The sequence below is a fragment of the Gelidibacter gilvus genome, assembly GCF_004115975.1.
GTDB classification, from domain to species: Bacteria; Bacteroidota; Bacteroidia; order Flavobacteriales; family Flavobacteriaceae; genus Gelidibacter; species Gelidibacter gilvus.
Genome location: NZ_SDDZ01000002.1, coordinates 404815 through 428058, shown reverse-complemented (window position 1 = coordinate 428058; position 23244 = coordinate 404815). Strand labels below are relative to the sequence as shown.

The following is a 23244-nucleotide window of genomic DNA, read 5'->3' as shown; positions in this document are numbered from 1 at the left end:
TAAAAAAAGCGGCTAATAAATAATTTAGCCGCTTTTTTAATTCAAAAAAAGAGATTATTCTACCGCACCTTCGTTAAGGCCTTTTAGCCATTCTTCCTGCATTTCCTGAATACCATCAGCTCCTATGGATACGTACATCCAAATAACTGTCATTAAGAAAATCGCATTTAGAATGATACCAATAATCGCAAGAATTTTCCCTGTTTTTACATTTTGAAATCCGGTGTAAAGTTCTGGATCAGTAGCATAAAGTGCAGTCGCTTTATTGGCAAGTACCAACGCGATAATGCCCAGAGGTAATCCGATGACACCATAGCAACAGCAAGTGACTATGGATATAATTCCGAAAACTAAAATGAGGGTTGAATTAGGTAATTGTTGTTTTTCCATGTGGTTGGTTTTTAGTGGATGATTTTAATAAAATAGCTGATAACTACAATGCCTACATTCAAAAAGATCAAGCCCATCTTAATGGTATGGTCATATTTGAATTTAATAAACAGGTTAAATATAAGGAAAAGTGTCAATAAAAAAAGCGTGTAAATGGCTGGATACATTTTAAAAGCCAATAAAAACTCCCCTTTAAAGAATAAAAACGTGGCACGCTGAATCCCGCATCCCAAACACTCAATACCAAAGAGCTGCTTGTTGAGACAAGGGAACATAAGGTCTTCTGGTTTAATAAGGTTAAAAACAGTCATTCGCAAATGTATAAAAAGAAAGGAATTATTTCATAAAACATTTGACCTTAGATTTGCAATAAACCAATGCTATTTTGATTCTAATTGATTAATTTCGTTTTTCCTTGTATAAAAAATCAACCTATGAGCATGTCAAGAGTACTTAACCTTTTATTAATAATTGTTGGCGGATTGATCGCCATTTACGCCAAAGCTGGAGTGGATCAAAATCAATATCTTCTTATTGGAGGAATCGTGATTTTGATGATTGGTGTGTATCGGATATCTAAAAATATTCCTAGTAAAAATGATCAAGAATCACCTTCTAATAAAGACGAATAGCTATGAGTTTAAAAGTAGGAGATAAGGTTACGGTATTGGATGAAGCCATTTCTGGAACGGTTTCAAAAATTGAAGGTAAAACGGTTTTTATTGAAACTAATGATGGGTTTCTTTTAGACTTTCAAGAGAATGAATTGCTGAAAATGGACGGGAAAGACTCTTTGAGATCCCGTATTTTCTCTGATCATTCCTTTAGTGATGTACTTTCAGAAAAAGAGCAGAATACCAAGCGAAAATCTGTAAAGGTGAAACCAAAAGAACGAAACCAACCGGCAATGGAAGTTGATTTACATATTCATAAATTAACGGAGAACCAGCGGAACTTATCCAATTATGATATGTTGACATTGCAACTCGATACCGCAAAACGTCAATTGGAATTTGCCATCAGCAAACGCATCCAAAAAATTGTCTTTATTCATGGCGTTGGAGAAGGCGTGCTAAAAATGGAATTGGAAACACTTTTTGGCCGCTATGAGAATGTCAAACATTATGATGCCGATTTCAAAAAATACGGTATAGGTGCTACCGAAGTCTATATTTTTCAGAATTAATAAAACTCGAAATTTTTGATACGAACTGATTTGGTTATTATGAAATAGGTAAAATGTAAAATTTCAGATAGCACTATTCAATTTTACTTTCAATATCTATGGTATACGTGTACGTGCCAAAATCAATTTCAGTCAAACTGATCACGTCCAAATTGACATTGTTAATATAAAACTTGACAGTAATTGTACGTTTGTATACGTTTTTATTGAAGTGTGGATAGTCATATTTATCCTTTGCCTCTTTATCAAGATATCTTGGGACACTTGGTGTAGGAGAACTTTGATCACGATCATTTCTTGGATCGCCATCCATATTTGCGTCTTCCAATCGCGTTAAAACACCATCGCCGTCATCGTCATCGTCTAAATAATCTGGAATACCATCGCCATCCGTATCCTGTGCTTTTGACAGTCCATCAGCCTCGGTGTAATTGTGTTTTTCATCTTTGGTCAAGACATTATCATTATCATCATCTTGATCTAAGTAATCAGGAATGCCATCATCGTCAGAATCAGTGGGATTTGTTGCAGGATTATTATCGCCATCTAAATTAGCATCTTCAATATGTGCAGGAATACCGTCGCCGTCATCATCAACAAACGTCGTTATCGTTGTTACTGTGCCAGATGTTGCGGCATAATCTTTAAGAATTCTGGTAGCGGCATCAGGTAATATATTGCACAGTAAATCTTCAGCCTTCCCATCATAGGTCCGATAGTTGAAGATTGAATTTGTACCATTTATAGGGAAAGTGGCTTTGTAATTATTTTCGGTTGGATTGAAAATGAGTTCCGTAGCAGAGTTTTTTGGGAAAATCAAGCTTAAAGATTCCGATGGGTCTGTTTTTGTGTCATATAAAAAATAATTTCCCGGACTTAAATCACATATGGATAAGGTTCTGTCAAAATCCAGTTCCACGTCAATGATGTCACCATCGTTACAAGCTGTGACCAACAAACATAAACTTAAGAAGTAAATTATTTTCTGCATTTCAATCAATTTGGTAGCAAAAATACGGCATTTGTGAATTTATAACGTCCCATCTTCGGAATAATTTTATTTGGAGTATTTTTGCGATTCGAAAGAATTTTATCATGAAACAAGTTTATTTTGACAATGCAGCCACCACTCCCATGCGTGATGCTGTTATTGAGCGTATGACAGAGGTTATGCGTTCGCAATTCGGTAATGCATCATCCACACATAGTATGGGGCGCTCCGCCAAATCTTTACTGGAAAGTTCCAGAAAAACCATTGCTTCTTTTTTTAATGTCAGTGCTTCAGAGATTGTATTTACTGCAGGAGGTACGGAAGCCGATAATTTGGTTTTGCAAAGTGCTGTTAGGGATTTGGGCGTTACTGAAATCATTACCAGTAAATTGGAGCATCATGCGGTTTTACATACCGTAGAGCATCTTCAAAAGAAATTTGATATGACCGTTTCCTACGTCAATTTACTTGAAAACGGTATGGTCGATTTAATTGATCTTGAGCGTTTATTGCAGTCTCCGAATAAAAAGCTGGTGAGTTTAATGCATATCAATAATGAAATTGGCAATAAATTAGACCTTAAAAAGGTAGCGGAACTTTGTAAATCCAACCACACGTTATTTCATAGTGATACCGTACAATCTGTTGGACATTATGAATTGGATTTACAGGCCATTCCCATCGATTTTATAGCGGCAAGTGCGCATAAGTTCCACGGTCCAAAAGGGATTGGTTTTGCTTTTATCAGAAAGGGCTCTGGTATCAAGGCATCAATTTTTGGAGGTGAGCAGGAGCGTGGTTATCGTGCAGGTACGGAATCCATTCATAATGTTGTTGGAATGGAAGAAGCTCTAAAACTGAGTTATGCCAATCTAGAAAAAGAACAGGCACAGGTTTTAGAATTAAAAACATATTTCATTGACCAATTAAAAGGTCTTTCTTCAAAAATGACCTTCAATGGCAATTGCGTTAATACTGAAGAGAGCACTTATACCTTAATTAATGTCTGTCTCCCAGTTGCTCCTGAAAAAGGCGGGATGCTCCATTTTCAATTGGATTTAAAAGGAATTGCCTGTTCTAAAGGCTCTGCTTGTCAAAGTGGGAGCAATCAAAATTCGCACGTGCTTTCTGAGATCTTAAATGCTGAAAATCTTCTAAAACCTTCTGTAAGATTTTCATTTTCAAGTTTTAATACGAAGGCTGAAGTAGATTATGTCATTGATACCTTGAAAGAATTTGTTGAAAATTAGCCCTTATATTCTCGTTCTTTTGGTGTTGATGTCCTGTAAAAAAGAACAAAGCACTTCCCAATTGATTTTGTCCGAAACACAAAGTCAAGAAGCTCCAAAACCCAAAAAATTTAATGCAAAAAAAGTTGGTGATACCTTGGATGTGTTTAATGATGTTTATGTGTTTTACAATAAAAGCATGAACAACGTTTCTGGCAGAAACTTAACTAAAGATGGTTATAATCTGGGCTTAAAATGGCAATGTGTTGAATTTGTAAAACGTTATTATTACGATTATTTAAATCATAAAATGCCCAATAGTTATGGTCATGCGAAAGATTTTTTCAATCCGGCTTTAAAGGATAATCAAAAAAATAAGGATCGAAACTTGGTTCAGTTTACCAATGGAAGCCAATTAAAACCAGAAGTAAATGATCTGATTATATTTAAAGGCAATATTTTGAATTCCTATGGGCATGTGGCTATCATTTCAAAAGTGAACAAAAACTCCATTGAGGTAGTACAACAAAACGTTGGGAAAGATTCTAGAGAAGATTTTAAACTACGCTTAAAAAACGACAAATGGACTGTTGGCGATTCCAGTGTCTTGGGATGGTTGCGAAAAACGGACCGTTAATTAGAACGCAGACCCGCCTATACGGACGGGCAGGTAACACTGATTATACCAGGTACTCACTGATTTCATTTTGAATTCAATTTGGGTTCGGTCTAAAAAATAAAGATTTCAACAGCTCTGCGCCACTGCGAGAAAAAAATACTTGTCTATCAATTTATATAAGTCTCATGGTTGGGTTTTGGTGCTTATTGATTGCAATTTAAATTTTCTTAAAATTGATCATCTATCGCTTTGTTAATAAACTCTGCGACTCTTCGAGATAAATATAACCTTAAAACCTCATAGAAATCCGCACATTAAACACCCGCGGACTCAAATAGTTTGGAATAGCATATTGACGTTTGCTATACACGTCTCTTACCCAAGTATTGGTTATTGAGTTTTGAACATCAAACATATTAAAGAGTTCCACACCAACTGTCAACTCTTTAAAGGCGTTTTTCCACTTGGCATTATAGGTTTTGTTCCCATCCACGATGACATAAGAAAAACCGACATCGGCACGCTTATAATCACGCAATCTGTTTTGATATTCGTAAGGATCCGCATAACTTGGAGAACCTCCCGGAACACCAGTGTTGTAAACCAGATTCAAGTAAACTTTTAACTCAGGGATGTTGGGCACATAATCTTGAAACAAAACTCCAAATTTTAGACGCTGGTCAGTTGGCCTGGCAATATAACCGCGATCTTCAATATTCTCTTCAGTTTTTAAATAACCAAAACTGAACCAAGATTCAGTACCAGGAACAAACTCGCCATTCAATCTCAAATCCACACCGTAAGCATAGGCTTTGGCATTATTGATGGCACGATATCTAATTCGCACATTTTCCAAAGTGTACGGATTAACATCGGTCATATGTTTATAATAAGCTTCAGAAACCAGTTTGAAAGGTCGGTCCCACATTTTAAAACTGTATTCATTGCCCAAAACAAGATGCACTGATTTTTGGGCCTTCACATCTGGTCTAACGACACCAGAAGAATCCCTGAGTTCTCTATAAAAAGGAGGTTGGTAATACACGCCACCGGCAAGTCTAAAAAGCATGTCTTTATTCCAATCAGGTTTGATGGCAAATTGTGCTCTCGGACTAAAAACTGTTTGTGTTTTACTTTCAATACCAGTGCCGTTGACCGTCCAATTGTGGGCTCTCACACCAAAATTATAAAACACTTCATGATTGCCCAATTCTGAACGTTTGCTCCATTGTGCATACGCTTGAAAGCGGTCAATTTGAACATAATTGGTAGCTCTTATATTTTGAAAAGCGACTAATGGTCCTTGGTAGGGTTGGTAAGGTTGTTCGTTAAAAACACCCGTTTTTGGCGGATTAATGGAAAATCCCGCAGAATCAATCACTTCCCATTCCACTAAACGGTCCCTGACATCTTCATGGGTATATTTTAAAGACCATTCAAAAATATTATCGTCCAGTTGATAATCGCCCTTATGTTCAATGGTAGTAATTAGGGCGTCCAAATCATTTCTGGCGTGGGTGAGTTGTGAGCCAATACCTTCACTAAATTCAACTTCACCTAAATTTTCATCGCCAATATTACTGTTCACTTCTCCCAAACGGTATTGGGCCAAAATGTCAAAATATTCCTCTTCTGTGGTATGGTAGGTGGACGCAATTAGTTTTAAGGTCAAGTCTTCGCTCGCAAAGTAATTCGCTTTAAACGCTCCAAAATAGGTGTTGTAGGCATCCTTCTCCTGACCTTCATAATACACGATCAGAGCCATCGGATTTGCTATTGTTCCAAAGTTGGTCTGCCTGTTTTGTGGTTGGAAATTGTATTTGTTGCTCGAGATGTTTCCTAAGAAATTGACATGGAACTTATCCGTAAACTTATAGGTCAAATAGGTTTGGACATCTGCAAAAACTGGCTTTACAATGCCTTCAGTTTCTAATGAGTTTAGCACTAGGCTATTGTCTCTGTAGCGTAAACCAATTATCCCTGATAACTTAGAGTCTTTTGATACCGCTTCCACAGAAAGACTACCGCCTAATAATGAGATATCGGTGTTGATGCCAAATTTTATTGGGTTTCTATAGGTGATGTCAAGAACCGATGACAGTTTATCACCATACTTCGCTTGAAATCCACCAGCTGAAAAATCGACGTTTTGTACCAGATCCGTATTCACAAAACTCAATCCTTCTTGTTGTCCTGATCGTACTAAAAATGGTCTGTAAACTTCAATTTCGTTGACATAAACCAAGTTCTCATCAAAATTGCCACCTCTTACTGAATATTGTGTACTTAATTCGTTGGAAATATTGACACCTGGCAAGGTTTTTAAAATATTTTCTACCCCTGGTTGCGCGCCTTTAATGGTACGGATCAGGGCAGGAGGAATGGTGGTCACACCATCTACAGATTGTCGCTGATTGCCATGAATGACCACCGTTGCAATTTGTTCGACATTAATGCTCATCACCGGATTGAATTCTATGGTCTGCCCATTTTTAAGATTGAATTTTGCAACAACACGTTTGTGGGAAATGTGTGTGAATTCAACGGAAATATCCATATGGATTGGAACTTTCAGTTCGTAAAAACCGTTTTCATTTGTTGTTGTTCCTATCTCGCCAGTTTTAATACTGACATTGGAAATAGGGATGTTGGCATCATCCAAAATAATTCCTTTAATAGTAGCGGTTTGAGACCATCCCAGAAAAGGCAAGATCGCAAAAATGAAGCGCAAAAGGTGAACATATGGTTTCAAATGGTTGGTGTTTTATTTTCTAAAAAACGTTGCTTCAAATGTAGAACTATTTCCAACATTATCAGTCACAACGAGTTTCAATTCGTTTTCAGTATCGTTAACCACATTATCATTAAAATCAAATGTCAAGGTATTGGTTTTATATTCATATTCCATTAAAATCCATTTGCCGTTAATGGTGGCTCTGTAATTACTGATTCCTGAAAGATCATCGGTGATTTTGAATTTAAGATAGCGGTAATTGCTTAGCCATTTCTTATCCTGAAAATTGACCGCAGAGATTCTTGGACCTTGGGTATCCATAACCAAGGCGTATGTGCCCAATGCATTTGAAGATGCTGTTAATGTTTTATTATCTCCGCGTTTTGTATTGAGATAACTTGGATATCTTTTGTTGCCAATTAGTTCTGCAATGTAGAGCTTGTCTATTTCTGAATCTTTATAATTGCTGACATCATATTGTAAAGTCACGTTTTTTTGAAGTGGGATGATATCTTTATGGAGATATATAGTGTCATTACTTACCTTAAAATCAATAAATGCATCGTCATAAAAGCTGTTCGCAGGAATAAAGACGTTCACATTCTTTTCATTTAAATTGGTAGGCTGCTCTGCAAAAATATAAGTTTTGGATTTGGTGTCAATGGAAACCGGCGTTTTTGACATTTTCTTTCCATTGATGGGAATGGTTACCCAAGATTCGTTGCCATGAAAATCTGTAATCCTGATTTTGTAAACTGAGGCGGTGCTGTCTGCAATTTTAACATAGCCATCATTATCGAGTTCTTTGTAGAGGCTTAGCACATTCCCTTTTTCAACAAACAGTTTTTGGATTCTACTTCTTTTGGTTTTGTACAATTCATAATCAAGAAATCTGTTGATATGTCGCGTTTCACTGAATGAGAATCGGTTAAAATCCATTTCAAACTTTTTATGGCCATTGAAAAAAGCCTGCAGCCCATTGATGCCATTTTGATTGACCGCTAAATCTTGTTGGTCATAACTGATCACACCAAATCCGATGTTACCATACGCATTGATACTCTCTACATTATAGTCTTTGTTTTTATTGGGGATGAGACGTAGTTCTACTCGCCCCGTTCTACCATTCACAAAGGAATTATCATCTTTGGTGTAGGCATAAACACCAGAAACAAAAGGAGATTTCTTATCCTGTACTTCTAAACCAAAAAGTAAGGGATTGATGGTGCGCTCTTGTTGGTCTCGGATTTCAAAATGCAAATGCGGACCGCCAGAACTGCCTGTGTTACCAGAGTAGGCAATAATTTCATCCGTTTTCACTTTCAATTCATCCACTGCAGGAAACATCTCAACTTCATAAGATTCTTGCTCGTATTGTTTCGCTTTGACATAAGCTTCAATAATGGGTGCATAACTAGATAAATGCCCGTAAACGCTGGTATAACCATTAGGATGGGTAATATAGATGACTTTCCCATATCCATAATGGGAGACTTTTATACGACTTATATATCCTTCAGCAACGGTATATATATTAAGACCTTCCCTTTGTTGGGTCTTTATATCCAATCCGGCATGAAAATGATTGGTTCGCAATTCTGCAAAAGTACCGGAAGGAATTACGGGAATGTCTAACGGACTTCTAAAATAATCAGTTGGATATTCCACTTGTGAAAAAGCAAAAGTGGTTAGAAATAGGGGAATAAAAAGAAATTTCATAGCTATATTTGAAAGGCTAAAAATATTAAAAAGTACTTAAAGTGCCTAAAGTTATGGATACTTAAAGTGACAAGTTTAATAAGCAGTTTAGTTTAATCAATAAACGTCTAATGATAACTCTGGATTCGTAGTTTTGATTTCTAGAGTCCAATGAATTTGAAGTACTTAGACCGCTTTATGTCACTCAGAACTTATTTTTTAAAAATTTATGATAAAACAATTGTGATTTTTGTTTATGTATGTTAACTTTGTTTCATCAGTATTGAAATTTGTAAATGAGTAAAGTTGAGGATATTGTTGATTCATTAGAGAATAAAATCAGCAAAGTTTTGCATAAACAAGAGGTTTTGAAACAAACCAATGCGAAGCTTTCTGAAGAATTGGCCATTTATCAACATAAAATTATTCAGCAACAAGAGGAGTTAAGCTCTTGGATTGAAAAATATGAAGCCCTCAAAATTGCGAATTCGATGCTGGGCAGTGATGAAAACAAACGAGAGACAAAGCTCAAAATAAATACATTAATAAAAGATATAGATCATTGTATAGCACAATTATCTCAATAATGTAAGTATAGGATTTAATGTCAGAACAGCTAAAAATTAAGCTTTCCATAGCTAACAGAGTGTATCCATTGACAATTGCACCTGGACAGGAAGAAGGATTGAGAAAAGCCGCAAAGAAAATTGAATCTATGATCAGTCAATTTGAGCAAAATTATTCCGTTAGGGACAAACAAGATGTTTTGGCCATGTGTGCCTTGCAGTTTGCTTCCCAAGTGGAACAAAAAATGATAGATACAGACAATGTTAGTGAAGATGTCACCAATAGATTAACCGCTTTAAACGATCTTCTTCATTCACATTTAAGCTCTTAACGTTCTTTTAAATACATAGGTTACTGCCTACATTAGTTATTTTTTTTGATAAACTCAACGTTAATTCTTTAAAAAGGGTGAGTTTAAGTTGTAAAATCGTGCTGCCTTTGAGCAGATTTTTGATCAGCTTGTTAGCCCTAAACTTGTTTTTAAGGGGTTTATGCAAAATTTTAAACTGATGTAGGCTTTTTTTTTGGCTAAATGGCACCTCTTTATGACGGGCTGTTTGGTTGAACTGATTCCGTTTTATAGCGGGATATTTGAATTATTTCAAATTTTTTTTTAAACTAAACTAAACATGGAAACGGATACAATTTTAATAATTGTGAGTTGCTCGACAATAGGCATATTGCTGGGATATATTGTAGCAAAAGCACTTGAAAAGAACAATGCTTCAAAAATTATAAAAAATGCAAAAGAAGAATCAAACTCTATTATAAGACAGGCCAATGCAGAAGGAGAGTCCATCAAAAAGGACAAACTTTTACAAGCAAAGGAAAAATTTATTGAACTAAAATCTGAACACGAGCAAATCATTCTTTCTCGTGACAAAAAAATAGCTGAGGCTGAAAAGAGAACGCGCGACAAAGAATCGCAAGTGTCCAATGAATTATCTAAAAACAAAAAGCTTTCTCAAGAAATTGAGGAGAAGATCAAGGATTATGATTTCCGATTGGAATTTTTAGAGAAAAAGAAAGAAGAAGTTGATAAGGCACATAAAAGCCAAATCAGACAACTTGAGGTTATTTCCGCTTTATCTGCAGAGGAAGCCAAATCTCAACTTGTAGAATCCCTTAGGCAAGAAGCTAAGTCTGATGCCATGGCTTATATTCAAGAAACCGTTGAAGAGGCCAAACTTACGGCTCAACAAGAAGCTAAGAAAATCATTATCAATACCATACAACGTATTGGAACAGAAGAAGCCATTGACAACTGTGTTTCGGTGTTCAATATTGAATCTGATGACGTTAAAGGCCGTATCATTGGTCGTGAAGGTCGAAATATTCGTGCCATTGAGGCCGCGACGGGAGTTGAAATTATTGTAGACGATACCCCTGAAGCCATTATTTTATCTTGTTTTGATTCTGTAAGACGTGAAGTAGCGCGTTTGTCACTTCATAAGTTGGTTACTGATGGAAGAATCCATCCGGCCAAAATTGAAGAGGTGGTTCAAAAAACACAGAAACAAATAGAGCAGGAGATTATTGAGGTTGGAAAACGAACAGTCATCGATTTAGGAATTCACGGATTGCATCCGGAATTGATCAAGTTGGTGGGACGAATGAAGTACCGATCTTCTTACGGTCAAAACTTATTGCAGCATTCACGTGAGGTAGCGAAACTTTGTGGCGTGATGGCCGCTGAATTGGGTCTAAACGCCAAAATAGCAAAACGTGCGGGATTACTTCATGATATTGGTAAAGTGCCTGACTCTGAAGTAGACATGGAAACCCCTCATGCCATCTTAGGGATGCAATGGGCAGAGAAATATGGTGAAAAACCAGAAGTGTGCAACGCTATTGGAGCGCATCACGACGAAATTGAAATGACCACATTATTGGCGCCAATTGTTCAAGTATGTGATGCCATCTCAGGTGCAAGACCGGGCGCAAGACGTCAGGTTCTGGATTCATACATCCAACGTCTAAAAGATTTGGAAGATGTGGCATTTGGGTTTAATGGTGTCAATAAAGCTTACGCTATTCAAGCAGGTCGTGAATTGAGGGTGATGGTAGAAAGTGACCGCGTTTCTGATGAGCAAGCTGCTAATCTATCTTTTGAGATTTCGCAAAAGATCCAAACGGATATGACCTATCCTGGACAGGTTAAAGTGACGGTGATACGTGAAACTAGAGCCGTGAATATTGCGAAATAGATATTTTTAAAAGAATATATAATTAAAAGAGTCTGACTATACTAAGTCAGGCTCTTTTGTTTTTGGCATAAATCGTGAATGTTGTGCCTACACCAACTTTGCTATCCACTGTAATACGGCCTCCAAAACTTTCTATTTGATTTTTTATTAAATAGAGGCCTACACCTTCAGCATTATTATTGCGATGGAAGGTTTTATACAATCCAAAGATGTCATTTCCAAATTTCTCCAAATCAATTCCAATTCCATTATCTGAAATCATGAGTTTAAATTCTTGATTGTCGTAAGAACAATCAATTGAAATCACAGGATCTCTATCTGGATGCTTGTATTTTATCGCATTTGACAATAGGTTTTGAATGATACTTTCAAAATACGAGCTGTTATAATAGAGGAATAACCTTTTGTTGATATTGTTGTGAATTGTTGCATTAGTTTCAGAAATGACAAAATCAAGAAGTTTAAGGGTATTGTTAATTTCCTTTGCAATAAATATCTTTCTGACCTCTTTGGATTTGCTATTCTGCACATGAACAACATCGTTAAGATTGGTGATAGTTTTTGTTAAACAATGAGAAAGCGTTTTTAGGTGGCCCACAATTTCTTCCTTTTCTCTTACATCGGCGGTGTCATCATAAAAATCCAGTAAACTTTCAAAATTTGCCGTATGTTGCTTAAGGTTGTGCGTTACGATATACGCGAAGTTCTTGAGCTTATTATTGTGTTCCGTAGCGACGATCAACGCGTCATTGATAGCTTTCTCTTGTTGTTTTTGTGTGGTAATATCGGTGTGCGTTCCAATGATTCTTTTTGGGACATTTTCCTTATCCCATTCGACAATCCTGCCCCGGTCACGTATCCATTTATAAGAACCATCTTCACATCTTACGCGGTGTTCATTTTCATACATAGGTTTTAAGCCTTTTAAATGATCTTGAAAGTCCCGTAAATACTTTTCCATATCATCAGGATGGACTCTTTTATTCCATGAATTGGGATCGTTTCCAAAAAACGGATCTGATACGCCTATAATTTTCTTTGAACCTTCCGAAAAGTACACACGGTTCAAGACCGCATCAAATTCCCACATGCCAATACCTGAATACTCTAAAGCTAACTGCCATCTGAGGTCGTCAACAAGTGAAGAATTTAAGTTGAGTTTTGGTAATCCTGATCTAAGTGAATTCATATCGTTAGATTTAGTTTAAAAGAGACTGTATAATTTGTTAACTCTACGTTGGGGATAACGAGTTATCAATTTAAATGCTATTTGAAACTTTTCACAAGGGATTGTTATTAAAGTTAAGACTTTTTTTACAACTTTTAAAATATTATTTCGTGACAATGAAATTTAAAGTGGCCTAAACAAAGTTTTTTTTTAGAATGATTTAAAGGCGTGTTTTCAACCGTAAGGATTTGAAATAGTATGGAATGAGAAGAAATGATAAGATTGGGATAATTTAAGCTACGAACGTAAAATTTACGATATCTGGATTAAAACGATGGTTAATGAGAATTAACGTCGTGGATGGAATTTGTTGAGCACCTCCTTTAAATGAGACCGGTCAACATGCATATAAATTTCTGTAGTGGTAATGCTTTCATGACCGAGCATTAGCTGTATGGCTCTCAAATCGGCGCCGTTTTCCAATAAATGCGTAGCAAAAGAATGCCTAAAAGTATGTGGTGAAATGATTTTATTGAGATTTATCTTTTCAGCAAGCCTTTTAATAATTGTGAAAATCATCGCTCTAGTCAGCTGTTTTCCCTGATGATTTAAAAAGAGAGTGTCCTTAAACTCTTTTTGAACATTTATTTTTGAACGGACCTCGTCTTTATAAATCGTGATATATTTCTGCGTAGAATTACCAATTGGGACAAAGCGTTGTTTATCGCCCTTTCCAGTGACTTTTATAAATCCCTCGTCAAAGAAAAGATCAGAAATTTTAAGATTGGTCAATTCGCTAACGCGTAAACCACAACTATAAAGTGTTTCTAAGATCGTCCGATCGCGTTCGCCAATTCTAACGCCATTATATTCTCTGGTGAGTTCAACGGCCCCAATGAGATTGTTGATGTCTTCAAGACTTAATGTATCAGGTAATTTCCGACCTGTTTTAGGCGATTCAATATGGTCCAGCGGATTGATCTTTCGATAATCCTCAAACACCAAATAGCTAAAGAAACTTCTTAGCCCTGAAATAATCCGTGCCTGAGATCTGGCATTTACGTTTTTGGACGTCTCGTATATAAACTGTTGTATGGCGCTATGGTCAATCTCAATTGGAGAAATAATCATGTCATGAAGCTCCAAAAAGCTAATGAGTTTTTTTATATCATAGGCATAATTGGTAATGGAGTTTTGAGACAAACCACGCTCAATCTTCAAATAGAGTTGATAATCATTGAGAGCATCATGCCACTTCATCACTAGCTTTTTTTAATTAAAATATAGAGTAATATGAGGTCATCACGTTTGTGATTCGCAGTACAATGATACTATTTTACAAGTACAAACAGCATAAAAGAATCAAATGAAATCGGTCAATTCTAGAAATTTCTACTTAATGTTTAAGTTTTTGAAGCTTCCAAAATGTACGCATCACGACAACACAATATTAGAGAAGCTTACAATTCCAACGATAGCGAATAATATTTGACCAAAATTAAATAGTGTCATAATTATTAATTTAAAAACAAATAACTAATGAAAAAATTAATGTTAATAGCTGCTTTGGCAGTTTTTAGATTCAATTATAGCATATGTTGGGCGGCGGTTTGAATTTTGCTGCACGCTATAATTTTGGGTTATCTAATATTTCTGATAACGAACTCAATGTTGACCTGAAAAATGGTGTTTTTCAACTTTCAATTGGGTACATGTTTTAAGTGAAAACTCAATTATATTAGATTTAAACACCTGTTTAATTGCTATAGGATCTGAATTGTTAGTATGATATATTATAATTAGCTCATATTAAGAGCCATGCATTTTGTTGTTAAGATTAATATTAACAACTCAAGCTTTGTTTATTTTATTCAATAAAAATTTCTTTAGTTTGCACCTATCAAATCTAAACCTAAATTTAAAATAATGAAAAAACTTATGTTAATGGCTGCTTTTGCAGTTTTTGGATTGTCTAATGTTACTGCACAATCACAATTTGGAGTTATGGCGGGATATACCAATATTTCCGAAAAAGCTTCTTATGATGGAATATCTGCTTCACAAGCAGAATCAGGATTTTTTGTTGGGGCGGTGGCTGATTTCACTATTTCTGAAAAATTCCACATCCAACCAGAAGTGCTATATGCAAATGTCTCGGAATCCAATTTCTTGTACATTCCAGTTTTAGCTAAATATATGGTAACAGAAGAATTCGGAATTTTAGCTGGTCCTCAAGCCAATATAATATTAGAGGATATGCCTAATGGTGTTAACTCATTAGGTGTGGACCTTACATTTGGTGGGAATTATAAGATCACTAAAAATTTCCTTTTAGAAGCAAGATATGGATTTGAATTGACCAATAGAGTCAGTGATAGTTCCCTTGGTGTCAAAGGAAGATTTAATACGTTGCATGTGGGTGTAGGTTATATGTTCTAACCAAATCATAAAATATTTAAATAGAACCGAAGCAACCCTTCGGTTTTTTTTATGATCAAATTCGATAAATACATCAGTACAACACAACGACTTATTTTTTTTAATGATGAATATTGTCCTATTTTCGCGCTCTCAAATTAATCTAAACCTAATATAAAAAAAAATGAAAAAACTTATGTTAATGGCTGCTTTTGCAGTTTTTGGATTGTCTAATGTTACTGCACAATCTCAATTTGGAGTTATGGCAGGGTATACCAATATTTCAGCTAAGGTATCAGCCCAAGGAAGCTCAGTTTCTGGTGATGAATCAGGTTTCTTTGTTGGTGGTGTTGCTGATTTTGGAATCTCTGAAAAATTTCATATTCAACCTGAGGTTCTGTATGCCAAGGCCAACGAAGCCAGCTTCCTTTACATTCCAATTTTGGCTAAATTTATGGTATCTGATGCATTCGGAATTTTAGCGGGTCCTCAGGGTAATCTTAGCTTGGAAGAGAAAACTAATGGTGTGAATTCATTTGGAATTGACTTGACTTTTGGTGCAAATTATAAAATAACCCAGAACTTCTTTTTAGAAGCAAGATATGGTTTTGAGGTGACCAATAGAATAGCCAATAGTGCCGAGTTTGAAGGATCAGGTATTAAAGGAAAAGTTAATACATTGCAAGTAGGATTGGGTTATATGTTCTAACCAAATTGTAAAATATTTAAGAAAAAACCGAAGCATTGTCTTCGGTTTTTTTGTGTTCTTGAGTTAGAAATATAAAGAAATGTTAAAAATATCTGATCCTCGTTAAACTCTGTTAATCTTGAAAAACGTAAGGGGTTACCTACTTACCTTTGAAATCAATTTAAAAACAAAAATTATGAAAAATTTATTTTTAGTGGCAGTTATAGGGCTATTTAGTGCCACAACAATTTATGCACAGTCAGATGACACTACCATTCAGTTTGGTGTAAAAGGTGGGGTTAACCTTGCAAACATTACAAGTGATGACATTGGTGATTCTGACCAATTAACTAGCTTTCATTTGGGTTTATTTATGGAAATTCCTATAAGTGAACGCTTCTCTTTCCAGCCTGAAGTTTTGTATTCAGGTCAGGGGTTTTCAGCTTTTAATGAGGAAGCAGAATACAAAATGGATTATATCCAAGTTCCTTTAATGGCGAAAGTTTATATCGTTAAAGGTTTGTATGCTGAAGCTGGACCACAATTTGGTTTTAAAGTGAAAGAAGAAATTGACTATAAGCCTGGATCAGAAGGAGGAGAAATTGAAATCAATACGGATGATTCCTATATCAAAAACTTTGATACTAATTTAGCCTTAGGAGCTGGATACAAATTTGATAATGGGTTGTCACTTTCTGCCAGATATAATCTTGGATTGACTAATATTTACAAGGACAATACGCTTCTTCAGAATGTTGATGCTAAAAATTCAGTTTGGCAATTTGGAGTTGGCTTTTCATTCTAAGAGCAACTCATACACTATCAATAACATAGAAACCGAAGCCAAAAGCTTCGGTTTTTTATACGCCTAAAATATATGAAAACCTCAGTAAATACAGGGTTTTTAATTTCTTTCAATTGAAAAATCGATCTATTTTTGCACCCTCAAATTTAATAAGAACTTAAAAATTTAAAAAATGAAAAAAGTAATGTTTATGGCTGCGTTTGCAGTTTTTGGATTATCAAATGTCAATGCTCAAGAAGTTGAAACTACTTACGGTTTTGAAGAAGGGAGTATTATGCTTGAAGGTGGTCTTGGTTTCAATACTACAAACAACAAAAATTCTGACACGAAAACGAGCGGATTCACTATTAGTCCTAAAGTTGGATATTTTTTAACCGAAGATTTTGCCGTTGGAGTAGAAGGTCTCTATGCCTCTTCAACTAGAGAAGTAGCAGGAATTGATACTGGCGATAATAAATCTTTTGGAGCTGGCGTTTTTGCACGTTATTACTTCTTGGATTTAGGGAAACGTTTCAAAACTTATACAGAATTAGGTTTAGGTTATGTTTCAAACAAAGATAAAATTGCTGATGTTAAAGCCGATGGCTTTGGTGCAGGTCTTAATTTAGGTATTAACTATTTCGTAACTGAAAATATTGCTATCTCATTTGGTCTTGCAGACGTATTGTCTTATTCTTCTGCTAAAGTAGATGGTGGTAAGGCAGTTTCTGGTTTTAATGGCAACATCAACGTGTTCAATAACTTTTTTGACACTGCACAATTTGGATTGTTGTTTAAGCTTTAAGTTTAAAACACATTATCATATTTTAAAAACCACCAAAATTTTTGGTGGTTTTTTTATGTCTCTATTTTTAATACTTTTATCCTATGAAAAAACTGATCATCATCAATGGCCCAAATTTGAACTTATTGGGCACTAGAGAGCCGGATGTCTACGGAAGTCTCACTTTAGTAGATTTTTTAGAAACCATAAAAGCCAAATACTCCAAGATTAAAATTGACCATTTCCAATCGAATATTGAGGGCGAGTTGATTTCCAAAATCCAAGAGGTTGGTTTCAGCTATGACGGCATCATTTTGAATGCTGCGGCTTATACGCATACCTCTGTTGGCATTGGAGATGCGGTAAGAGCAATTACAACCCCTGTAGTTGAAGTTCATATTTCAAACACCTTTGCTCGCGAAGATTTTAGGCACCACTCCTTCATTGCGCCAAATGCTAAAGGAGTGATTGTTGGTTTTGGATTACAGAGTTATGAATTGGCCATTCAGAGTTTTTTAAATGAATAGAAATGAATTATCGAAGAATTGTATTAGTAGCGTTTTTTATGATGGCTGCACTAGTTGTCAATGCTCAAGATCTTGATACTCGATTTGGTGTGAAAGGCGGATTGAATAAGACGTTTTTTACCGTGGATTTACAAGATCTCGGATTTTACTCAATCTCTGAAACCGGATTTTATGGTGGTGTCTTTGTAGAATTTCCAATTGATCATTTTTTGACCATTCAACCTGAGGTACTCTATATTTCAGTGGGCGATTTTAATTTTTTGAATGTTCCTATTTATGCGAAATATGAAGTGGCCAATAAATTACACTTAATGGCAGGACCTAGTGTGAATTACTTTTTTGATTTTTTCAACAATAAACTTAAGATTGGTGCAGATATTAGCACAAGCTATGACATTACGCAGTCGCTGGATGCCCACATCAAATTTGCTTTAGGTCTTGATGAATTGGCGCCAAATGGCTTGTTTTTCGGCTTAGGACTTATATTATAGAATAGCACCAAAAAAATTAATAAATTCAAAATTCCAATAAAAAAAGCGATTCAAATTTTGAATCGCTTTTTTTAATTTTATGAGTATCAGTTCCTCCCCTTCGGGGAGGTTAGGAGGGGATTATAAATGAATCACTTCACCATAAGCCACAGCAACAGCTTCCATGACCGCCTCACTCATCGTTGGATGTGGATGCACGGTTTTTAATACTTCATGACCTGTGGTTTCTAGTTTACGTCCTAAAACCGCTTCCGCAATCATATCGGTTACGCCGTCACCAATCATATGGCAACCCAACCATTCGCCGTATTTGGCATCAAAGATTACTTTTACAAAGCCCTCTGTTGCTCCAGAAGCACTTGCTTTACCTGATGCAGAGAATGGGAATTTCCCAACTTTTATATCGTATCCTTTTTCTTTAGCTTGTTTTTCGGTCATCCCGACACTTGCAATTTCGGGAGTGGCATAAGTACATCCAGGGATGTTGCCGTAATCTAATGGCTCCACATTTTGACCTGCAATTTTTTCCACACATAATATGCCTTCTGCGGAAGCAACGTGTGCCAAAGCCTGTCCTTCAACAACATCACCAATGGCATAATATCCTGGAATGTTGGTTTGGTAGTAATTGTTGACCAAAATCTTATCTCTGCCCACTGCAATCCCGACATCTTCCAAGCCAATGTTTTCAATGTTCGATTTGATTCCAACAGCAGAAAGAAGAATATCTGCTTCAAGCGTTTCTTCGCCTTTTGCAGTTTTTACAGTGGCAACAACACCTTTTCCTGAAGTATCTACTTTGGTAACTTCAGATGACGTCATGATTTTGATACCACTTTTCTTGAATGATTTTTCCAATTGTTTTGAAACTTCTTCATCTTCAACAGGAACAACATTCGGTAAATATTCAACAATGGTCACATCTGTGCCCATAGAATTATAGAAATAGGCAAACTCTACGCCAATAGCGCCAGAACCTACTACAATCATTTTTTTAGGCTGCTCTTTTAAAACCATAGCTTCTCTATAGCCGATCACTTTTTTGCCATCCTGTTTTAAACTAGGCAACTCTCTTGATCGTGCTCCAGTAGCAATAATGATATGGTCAGCACTATATTCTTTTCCGTCAACGTCAACTTTCTTTCCAGGTTTAAGTTTTCCAAAACCTTCAATGACATCAATTTTGTTTTTCCTCAATAAAAACTGAACCCCTTTGCTCATGCCTCCTGCAACATCGCGACTGCGTTTTACAACAGCGGTGAAGTCTTTGTCGGCTTCCTTTACAGAAAGGCCATAATCTTCAGCATGTTTTAGATATTCGAAAACTTCTGCCGATTTTAGCAAGGCTTTAGTTGGGATACAGCCCCAATTCAAACAAACGCCACCAAGACTTTCTTTTTCAATAATTGCAGTTTTGAAACCTAATTGTGATGCTCTAATAGCAGTTACGTAGCCACCAGGACCACTTCCAAGAACAATGATATCGTATTTACTCATGAGAATTTTTTAATCGTGATTAGAAGCTACGAAGTTACAAAAAGTAAATTTCAAATTGCAAATTACCAAATCCAAATATGGGAATAGTTATTAAGAATTGTTTGTAAATGGTCTTTGTTGCTGACCGTAGGTTGTAAGGTTGAATTTTTAAGCCTTAATGTGAGAAGTGATTTGAATTATGTATTCCCTAAAACCCATCATAGCTGTTGGACATTATGGACACTGAAACTGTTCACTATGATTTGATTATATATGGTCAGTAAAATGTCGTCTGCACTTGTGTTTATTGAACTATAAAACACCAAATACCAAATACCAAATTCCAATTGTGAATCTACCAATTGGAATTTGGAATTTAAAAAATTGGAATTTACTTTTTGGCCGGAACAAACTCCAAAGCATCTCCATTGATACAATGACGTTTTCCGGTGGTTTTTCTTGGACCATCATCAAAAACATGACCTAAATGGCCGCCACATGTGGCACAATGCTCTTCATTGCGCATATATCCTAATTTTTTATCGGTAGAAAACGCGACATTGCCTTCAATAACTCTGTCGAAACTTGGCCAACCGGTTCCTGAATCGAATTTATGCTCACTTTTATACAATGGGGTTTTGCACGCTGCGCAAACATAGGTTCCTACGTCATGATTATCATTTAACGGACTGGAGAATGCCCGTTCCGTACCTGCTTTCCTGAGCACATGATATTGTTCTGCAGTTAATTGAGCTTTCCATTCGGCATCAGTTTTGGAAACTTTAAATTCTTTGGTTTTCGGCGTATCACTGTCTTTCTTTTGAGCAGAGCTGTTACAGCTAAAAATAATGCTCAATAAAAGTATTAACGGGAGAGTTTTCATAAGGATCTATTTGTGGATTTAAAATTAAGTCGAAAGGTATTCTGTTTCCTTTCTCAATAAAGCGTTAAGATAATCCTAAGGATTTTAAATACGCATTTCATGTTACTTTGTCTACGTAATTTTAGTACTTTAGGATTTTATTTTCAAAGTTCTTAACACTTTTTAACCCTTTTAAACTTTAAATATGGCAAAAGTAACGCCTTGTAGTCGTTTTACCGATTTTGATATCAATCTATTTTTGGCTGGAAAGCATTTCAGGCTTTACGAAAAGTTTGGGTCGCACATCATGGAAGTCGATGGTATAAAAGGCACTTATTTTGCAGTTTGGGCCCCGAGTGCTAAAAGAGTTTCTGTGGTTGGCGATTTCAATAAATGGAATGAAAATGCACATGAGCTCAATGTCAGATGGGATAAAAGTGGTGTTTGGGAAGGCTTTATTCCTAAAGTAGGACTAGGCAATATCTACAAATATAAAATTACGAGCCATCATAACAATATAAAAACAGAAAAGGCAGATCCATATGCACGTCGTGCTGAACATCCGCCACAAACGGCTTCCATTGTATGGGAGGATGATTATAAATGGAAGGATGACGATTGGATGTCCAAACGTAAAAAGAACAATGCCCTAGATGCGCCATACTCCGTTTACGAAGTGCATTTAAGCTCTTGGAAACGCCATGAAAAAGAAGATCGATTTATGTCTTATGTTGAATTGGCTGATGATCTTGTTGCTTACGTCAAAAAAATGAAATTCACACATGTGGAGCTGATGCCCATTATGGAATTTCCTTATGACCCAAGTTGGGGTTATCAGATAACTGGCTACTTTGCGCCAACCTCACGTTTTGGTTATCCTGAAGAATTCAAGTTTTTGGTCGATACGCTTCATAAGAATGATATTGGCGTTCTTTTGGACTGGGTGCCTTCACATTTTCCTGAAGACGCACACGGACTCGGGTATTTTGACGGTTCCTGTTTGTACGAACATCCAGATAGACGCAAAGGCTATCACCATGACTGGAAAAGTTTGATCTTTAATTATGGACGCAACGAAGTCAAATCATTTTTGATCAGTAATGCGCTTTTTTGGTTGGACCAATATCATGCTGACGGATTGCGCGTTGATGCCGTAGCCTCCATGTTATATTTGGATTATTCCAGAGATGAAGGTGATTGGGAGCCAAATATGTACGGTGGAAGAGAGAATTTAGACGCTGTTGCTTTTATAAAGGAGATGAATGAAGCTGTATATTCCAATTATCCAGATGTACAGAACATTGCTGAAGAGTCTACAGCATTCCCAATGGTATCCCGACCTACATTTTCTGGCGGACTTGGGTTTGGCATGAAATGGATGATGGGCTGGATGCACGATTCGCTCGAATACTTTGGCAAACCACCTATTTATCGACAATACCATCAAAACGACTTGACTTTTTCAATGACCTATGCGTTTTCTGAAAATTTCATGTTGCCATTAAGCCACGATGAAGTCGTATATGGCAAACGCTCTATTTTAGGACGTATGCCCGGCGATGAGTGGCAACGTTTTGCCAATTTGAGATTGTTGTACAGTTATATGTTTACACATCCTGGAGGCAAATTGCTATTTATGGGTTGTGAATTTGGTCAGAACAACGAATGGAACTTTAGATCGAGTTTGGATTGGCATTTATTAGATTCTAAATTTCACCAGGGGATTCAAAACCTGATCATCGATTTAAACGGTTTATATCAATCGGAACCTGCAATGTATGAACAACAATTTTCGGGTGAAGGTTTTGAATGGATTGCTTATGATGATCATAAAAACTCGGTTTTAGTATATATAAGAAAAGGGAATGACTCCAAAAACGATATCATCGTCGCCTGTAATATGACACCAACACCTATGGTCAATTACGGTATAGGAATGCCTCATAAGGGGAAGATTCAAGAGATTTTCAACAGTGATGATGAAATTTACAATGGTACAGGCGATTTTAAAAATAAAGTCATTACGACCAAGAAGGCCGAATTGCACAATCGGGAGCATTCTGCAGAAATCATCATCCCACCTTTAGGAATGGTTGCTTTTAAATATATAAAATCAACAAAGCCTTCTAAAAAGGCGTCGGATAAATCGATTGTCAAAGAGAAAGCAAAAACTGTAAAGAAGTCACCCAAAAAAGTAGTGAAAACGAAACCTAAGGCGGTAGTTTCAGATAAGAAAACCGATAAGAAAAAATCTGATGTTATTATTCCTAAAATAGAATTGGTAGAAAAGGAAATTAAAACTAAGTCTTCCGTAAAGCCAACTAAGAATAAATCAAGCAAAACCACTTCAAAATCCACCAAATCCAAGTCAATTCCTAAGAAAACTGACAAAAAAGAGTAATAGTCAGCTCAATTTTATTAATTA

23 protein-coding genes and 1 other RNA gene are annotated in these 23244 nt (G+C 36.1%); 15 read left to right on the top strand and 9 right to left on the bottom strand.

What is annotated here, in order from left to right:
- Positions 1-54: 54 nt before the first annotated feature.
- Positions 55-390, bottom strand: a complete 336-nt coding sequence (locus ESZ48_RS05890; RefSeq protein ID WP_129016393.1) for a CCC motif membrane protein — start codon at positions 388-390, stop codon at positions 55-57.
- 11 nt (positions 391-401) lie between these two features.
- Complete coding sequence (locus tag ESZ48_RS05885; RefSeq protein ID WP_223266368.1) at positions 402-701, bottom strand: DUF2752 domain-containing protein; 300 nt, start codon at positions 699-701, stop codon at positions 402-404.
- Positions 702-824: 123 nt separating this feature from the next.
- Here ESZ48_RS05885 and ESZ48_RS05880 point away from each other — a divergent pair, with 123 nt between their 5' ends.
- Together ESZ48_RS05880 and ESZ48_RS05875 are read left to right on the top strand one after the other, a co-directional pair.
- Entirely contained in the window at positions 825-1022 is a 198-nt protein-coding gene (locus ESZ48_RS05880; protein ID WP_129016392.1) for a hypothetical protein, read from the top strand.
- 2 nt (positions 1023-1024) lie between these two features.
- The gene (locus tag ESZ48_RS05875) at positions 1025-1576 is read left to right on the top strand and encodes a Smr/MutS family protein (protein ID WP_129016391.1); all 552 of its coding nucleotides are present in this window, start codon (positions 1025-1027) and stop codon (positions 1574-1576) included.
- 73 nt (positions 1577-1649) lie between these two features.
- Here the strand turns inward: ESZ48_RS05875 and ESZ48_RS05870 are convergent, their stop codons facing one another.
- A complete protein-coding gene (locus tag ESZ48_RS05870) occupies positions 1650-2567 on the bottom strand; it encodes a hypothetical protein (protein WP_129016390.1) in 918 nt (305 codons plus the stop codon).
- Between the two features lie 104 nt (positions 2568-2671).
- Here ESZ48_RS05870 and ESZ48_RS05865 point away from each other — a divergent pair, with 104 nt between their 5' ends.
- Positions 2672-3817, top strand: a complete 1146-nt coding sequence (locus ESZ48_RS05865) for a cysteine desulfurase family protein (protein ID WP_129016389.1) — start codon at positions 2672-2674, stop codon at positions 3815-3817.
- A complete protein-coding gene (locus ESZ48_RS05860; RefSeq protein WP_223266367.1) occupies positions 3804-4433 on the top strand; it encodes a CHAP domain-containing protein in 630 nt (209 codons plus the stop codon). The genes ESZ48_RS05865 and ESZ48_RS05860 overlap by 14 nt, the downstream gene beginning before the upstream one ends.
- 271 nt (positions 4434-4704) lie before the next feature.
- On the opposite strand, the gene ESZ48_RS05855 is transcribed toward ESZ48_RS05860, so the two are convergent.
- Positions 4705-7167 carry a TonB-dependent receptor gene (locus tag ESZ48_RS05855; protein ID WP_223266366.1) on the bottom strand — a complete coding sequence of 821 codons (2463 nt, stop codon included), beginning with the start codon at positions 7165-7167 and terminating at the stop codon, positions 4705-4707.
- A gap of 12 nt (positions 7168-7179) precedes the next feature.
- Positions 7180-8868 carry a M23 family metallopeptidase gene (locus ESZ48_RS05850; RefSeq protein WP_129016388.1) on the bottom strand — a complete coding sequence of 563 codons (1689 nt, stop codon included), beginning with the start codon at positions 8866-8868 and terminating at the stop codon, positions 7180-7182.
- Positions 8869-9143: 275 nt separating this feature from the next.
- On the opposite strand from ESZ48_RS05850, the gene ESZ48_RS05845 reads away from it, so the two are divergent.
- The 4 genes from ESZ48_RS05845 (at position 9144) to rny (ending at position 11621) form a co-directional block, all read left to right on the top strand.
- Positions 9144-9434 (top strand): hypothetical protein, encoded by a 291-nt coding sequence (locus ESZ48_RS05845; protein WP_129016387.1) that lies wholly within the window; start codon positions 9144-9146, stop codon positions 9432-9434.
- Between the two features lie 17 nt (positions 9435-9451).
- Positions 9452-9745 (top strand): cell division protein ZapA, encoded by a 294-nt coding sequence (locus ESZ48_RS05840; RefSeq protein ID WP_129016386.1) that lies wholly within the window; start codon positions 9452-9454, stop codon positions 9743-9745.
- Positions 9746-9797: 52 nt separating this feature from the next.
- Positions 9798-9905, top strand: a non-coding RNA gene (gene ssrS, locus ESZ48_RS05835) — 6S RNA.
- Between the two features lie 138 nt (positions 9906-10043).
- A complete protein-coding gene (gene rny, locus ESZ48_RS05830) occupies positions 10044-11621 on the top strand; it encodes a ribonuclease Y (RefSeq protein WP_129016385.1) in 1578 nt (525 codons plus the stop codon).
- A gap of 46 nt (positions 11622-11667) precedes the next feature.
- On the opposite strand, the gene ESZ48_RS05825 is transcribed toward rny, so the two are convergent.
- The gene (locus ESZ48_RS05825; RefSeq protein ID WP_129016384.1) at positions 11668-12810 is read right to left on the bottom strand and encodes a sensor histidine kinase; all 1143 of its coding nucleotides are present in this window, start codon (positions 12808-12810) and stop codon (positions 11668-11670) included.
- Positions 12811-13137: 327 nt separating this feature from the next.
- A complete protein-coding gene (gene xerA / locus ESZ48_RS05820; protein ID WP_129016383.1) occupies positions 13138-14049 on the bottom strand; it encodes a site-specific tyrosine recombinase/integron integrase in 912 nt (303 codons plus the stop codon).
- Positions 14050-14715: 666 nt separating this feature from the next.
- Between xerA and ESZ48_RS05815 the strand changes: the two genes are divergently transcribed.
- The 6 genes from ESZ48_RS05815 (at position 14716) to ESZ48_RS05790 (ending at position 18481) form a co-directional block, all read left to right on the top strand.
- Positions 14716-15228 carry an outer membrane beta-barrel protein gene (locus ESZ48_RS05815; RefSeq protein ID WP_129016382.1) on the top strand — a complete coding sequence of 171 codons (513 nt, stop codon included), beginning with the start codon at positions 14716-14718 and terminating at the stop codon, positions 15226-15228.
- 163 nt (positions 15229-15391) lie between these two features.
- Entirely contained in the window at positions 15392-15916 is a 525-nt protein-coding gene (locus ESZ48_RS05810; RefSeq protein WP_129016381.1) for an outer membrane beta-barrel protein, read from the top strand.
- Between the two features lie 175 nt (positions 15917-16091).
- Positions 16092-16700, top strand: a complete 609-nt coding sequence (locus ESZ48_RS05805; protein ID WP_129016380.1) for a porin family protein — start codon at positions 16092-16094, stop codon at positions 16698-16700.
- A 172-nt stretch (positions 16701-16872) separates the two neighbouring features.
- Entirely contained in the window at positions 16873-17484 is a 612-nt protein-coding gene (locus ESZ48_RS05800; RefSeq protein ID WP_129016379.1) for an outer membrane beta-barrel protein, read from the top strand.
- Between the two features lie 83 nt (positions 17485-17567).
- Positions 17568-17990 (top strand): type II 3-dehydroquinate dehydratase, encoded by a 423-nt coding sequence (gene aroQ / locus ESZ48_RS05795; RefSeq protein ID WP_129016378.1) that lies wholly within the window; start codon positions 17568-17570, stop codon positions 17988-17990.
- Between the two features lie 2 nt (positions 17991-17992).
- Positions 17993-18481 (top strand): porin family protein, encoded by a 489-nt coding sequence (locus tag ESZ48_RS05790; RefSeq protein ID WP_129016377.1) that lies wholly within the window; start codon positions 17993-17995, stop codon positions 18479-18481.
- 120 nt (positions 18482-18601) lie between these two features.
- Here ESZ48_RS05790 and lpdA read toward each other — a convergent pair whose 3' ends face one another.
- Both lpdA and msrB read right to left on the bottom strand, forming a co-directional pair.
- Positions 18602-19978 carry a dihydrolipoyl dehydrogenase gene (lpdA, locus tag ESZ48_RS05785; protein ID WP_129016376.1) on the bottom strand — a complete coding sequence of 459 codons (1377 nt, stop codon included), beginning with the start codon at positions 19976-19978 and terminating at the stop codon, positions 18602-18604.
- A 370-nt stretch (positions 19979-20348) separates the two neighbouring features.
- Entirely contained in the window at positions 20349-20840 is a 492-nt protein-coding gene (gene msrB, locus ESZ48_RS05780; protein WP_129016375.1) for a peptide-methionine (R)-S-oxide reductase MsrB, read from the bottom strand.
- A 184-nt stretch (positions 20841-21024) separates the two neighbouring features.
- On the opposite strand from msrB, the gene glgB reads away from it, so the two are divergent.
- Positions 21025-23220 (top strand): 1,4-alpha-glucan branching protein GlgB, encoded by a 2196-nt coding sequence (glgB, locus tag ESZ48_RS05775; protein ID WP_129016374.1) that lies wholly within the window; start codon positions 21025-21027, stop codon positions 23218-23220.
- Positions 23221-23244: the final 24 nt, after the last annotated feature.

Coding starts and splice junctions, on each gene's coding strand:
- ESZ48_RS05890 (WP_129016393.1), bottom strand. CDS start 390: ATGGAAAAACAACAATTACCTAATTCAACCCTCATTTTAGTTTTCGGA.
- rny (WP_129016385.1), top strand. CDS start 10,044: ATGGAAACGGATACAATTTTAATAATTGTGAGTTGCTCGACAATAGGC.
- ESZ48_RS05850 (WP_129016388.1), bottom strand. CDS start 8,868: ATGAAATTTCTTTTTATTCCCCTATTTCTAACCACTTTTGCTTTTTCA.
- ESZ48_RS05865 (WP_129016389.1), top strand. CDS start 2,672: ATGAAACAAGTTTATTTTGACAATGCAGCCACCACTCCCATGCGTGAT.
- ESZ48_RS05885 (WP_223266368.1), bottom strand. CDS start 701: ATGACTGTTTTTAACCTTATTAAACCAGAAGACCTTATGTTCCCTTGT.
- ESZ48_RS05845 (WP_129016387.1), top strand. CDS start 9,144: ATGAGTAAAGTTGAGGATATTGTTGATTCATTAGAGAATAAAATCAGC.
- ESZ48_RS05870 (WP_129016390.1), bottom strand. CDS start 2,567: ATGCAGAAAATAATTTACTTCTTAAGTTTATGTTTGTTGGTCACAGCT.
- ESZ48_RS05880 (WP_129016392.1), top strand. CDS start 825: ATGAGCATGTCAAGAGTACTTAACCTTTTATTAATAATTGTTGGCGGA.
- ESZ48_RS05800 (WP_129016379.1), top strand. CDS start 16,873: ATGAAAAAAGTAATGTTTATGGCTGCGTTTGCAGTTTTTGGATTATCA.
- aroQ (WP_129016378.1), top strand. CDS start 17,568: ATGAAAAAACTGATCATCATCAATGGCCCAAATTTGAACTTATTGGGC.
- msrB (WP_129016375.1), bottom strand. CDS start 20,840: ATGAAAACTCTCCCGTTAATACTTTTATTGAGCATTATTTTTAGCTGT.
- lpdA (WP_129016376.1), bottom strand. CDS start 19,978: ATGAGTAAATACGATATCATTGTTCTTGGAAGTGGTCCTGGTGGCTAC.
- ESZ48_RS05825 (WP_129016384.1), bottom strand. CDS start 12,810: ATGAATTCACTTAGATCAGGATTACCAAAACTCAACTTAAATTCTTCA.
- ESZ48_RS05840 (WP_129016386.1), top strand. CDS start 9,452: ATGTCAGAACAGCTAAAAATTAAGCTTTCCATAGCTAACAGAGTGTAT.
- glgB (WP_129016374.1), top strand. CDS start 21,025: ATGGCAAAAGTAACGCCTTGTAGTCGTTTTACCGATTTTGATATCAAT.
- ESZ48_RS05790 (WP_129016377.1), top strand. CDS start 17,993: ATGAATTATCGAAGAATTGTATTAGTAGCGTTTTTTATGATGGCTGCA.
- ESZ48_RS05815 (WP_129016382.1), top strand. CDS start 14,716: ATGAAAAAACTTATGTTAATGGCTGCTTTTGCAGTTTTTGGATTGTCT.
- ESZ48_RS05810 (WP_129016381.1), top strand. CDS start 15,392: ATGAAAAAACTTATGTTAATGGCTGCTTTTGCAGTTTTTGGATTGTCT.
- xerA (WP_129016383.1), bottom strand. CDS start 14,049: ATGAAGTGGCATGATGCTCTCAATGATTATCAACTCTATTTGAAGATT.
- ESZ48_RS05805 (WP_129016380.1), top strand. CDS start 16,092: ATGAAAAATTTATTTTTAGTGGCAGTTATAGGGCTATTTAGTGCCACA.
- ESZ48_RS05875 (WP_129016391.1), top strand. CDS start 1,025: ATGAGTTTAAAAGTAGGAGATAAGGTTACGGTATTGGATGAAGCCATT.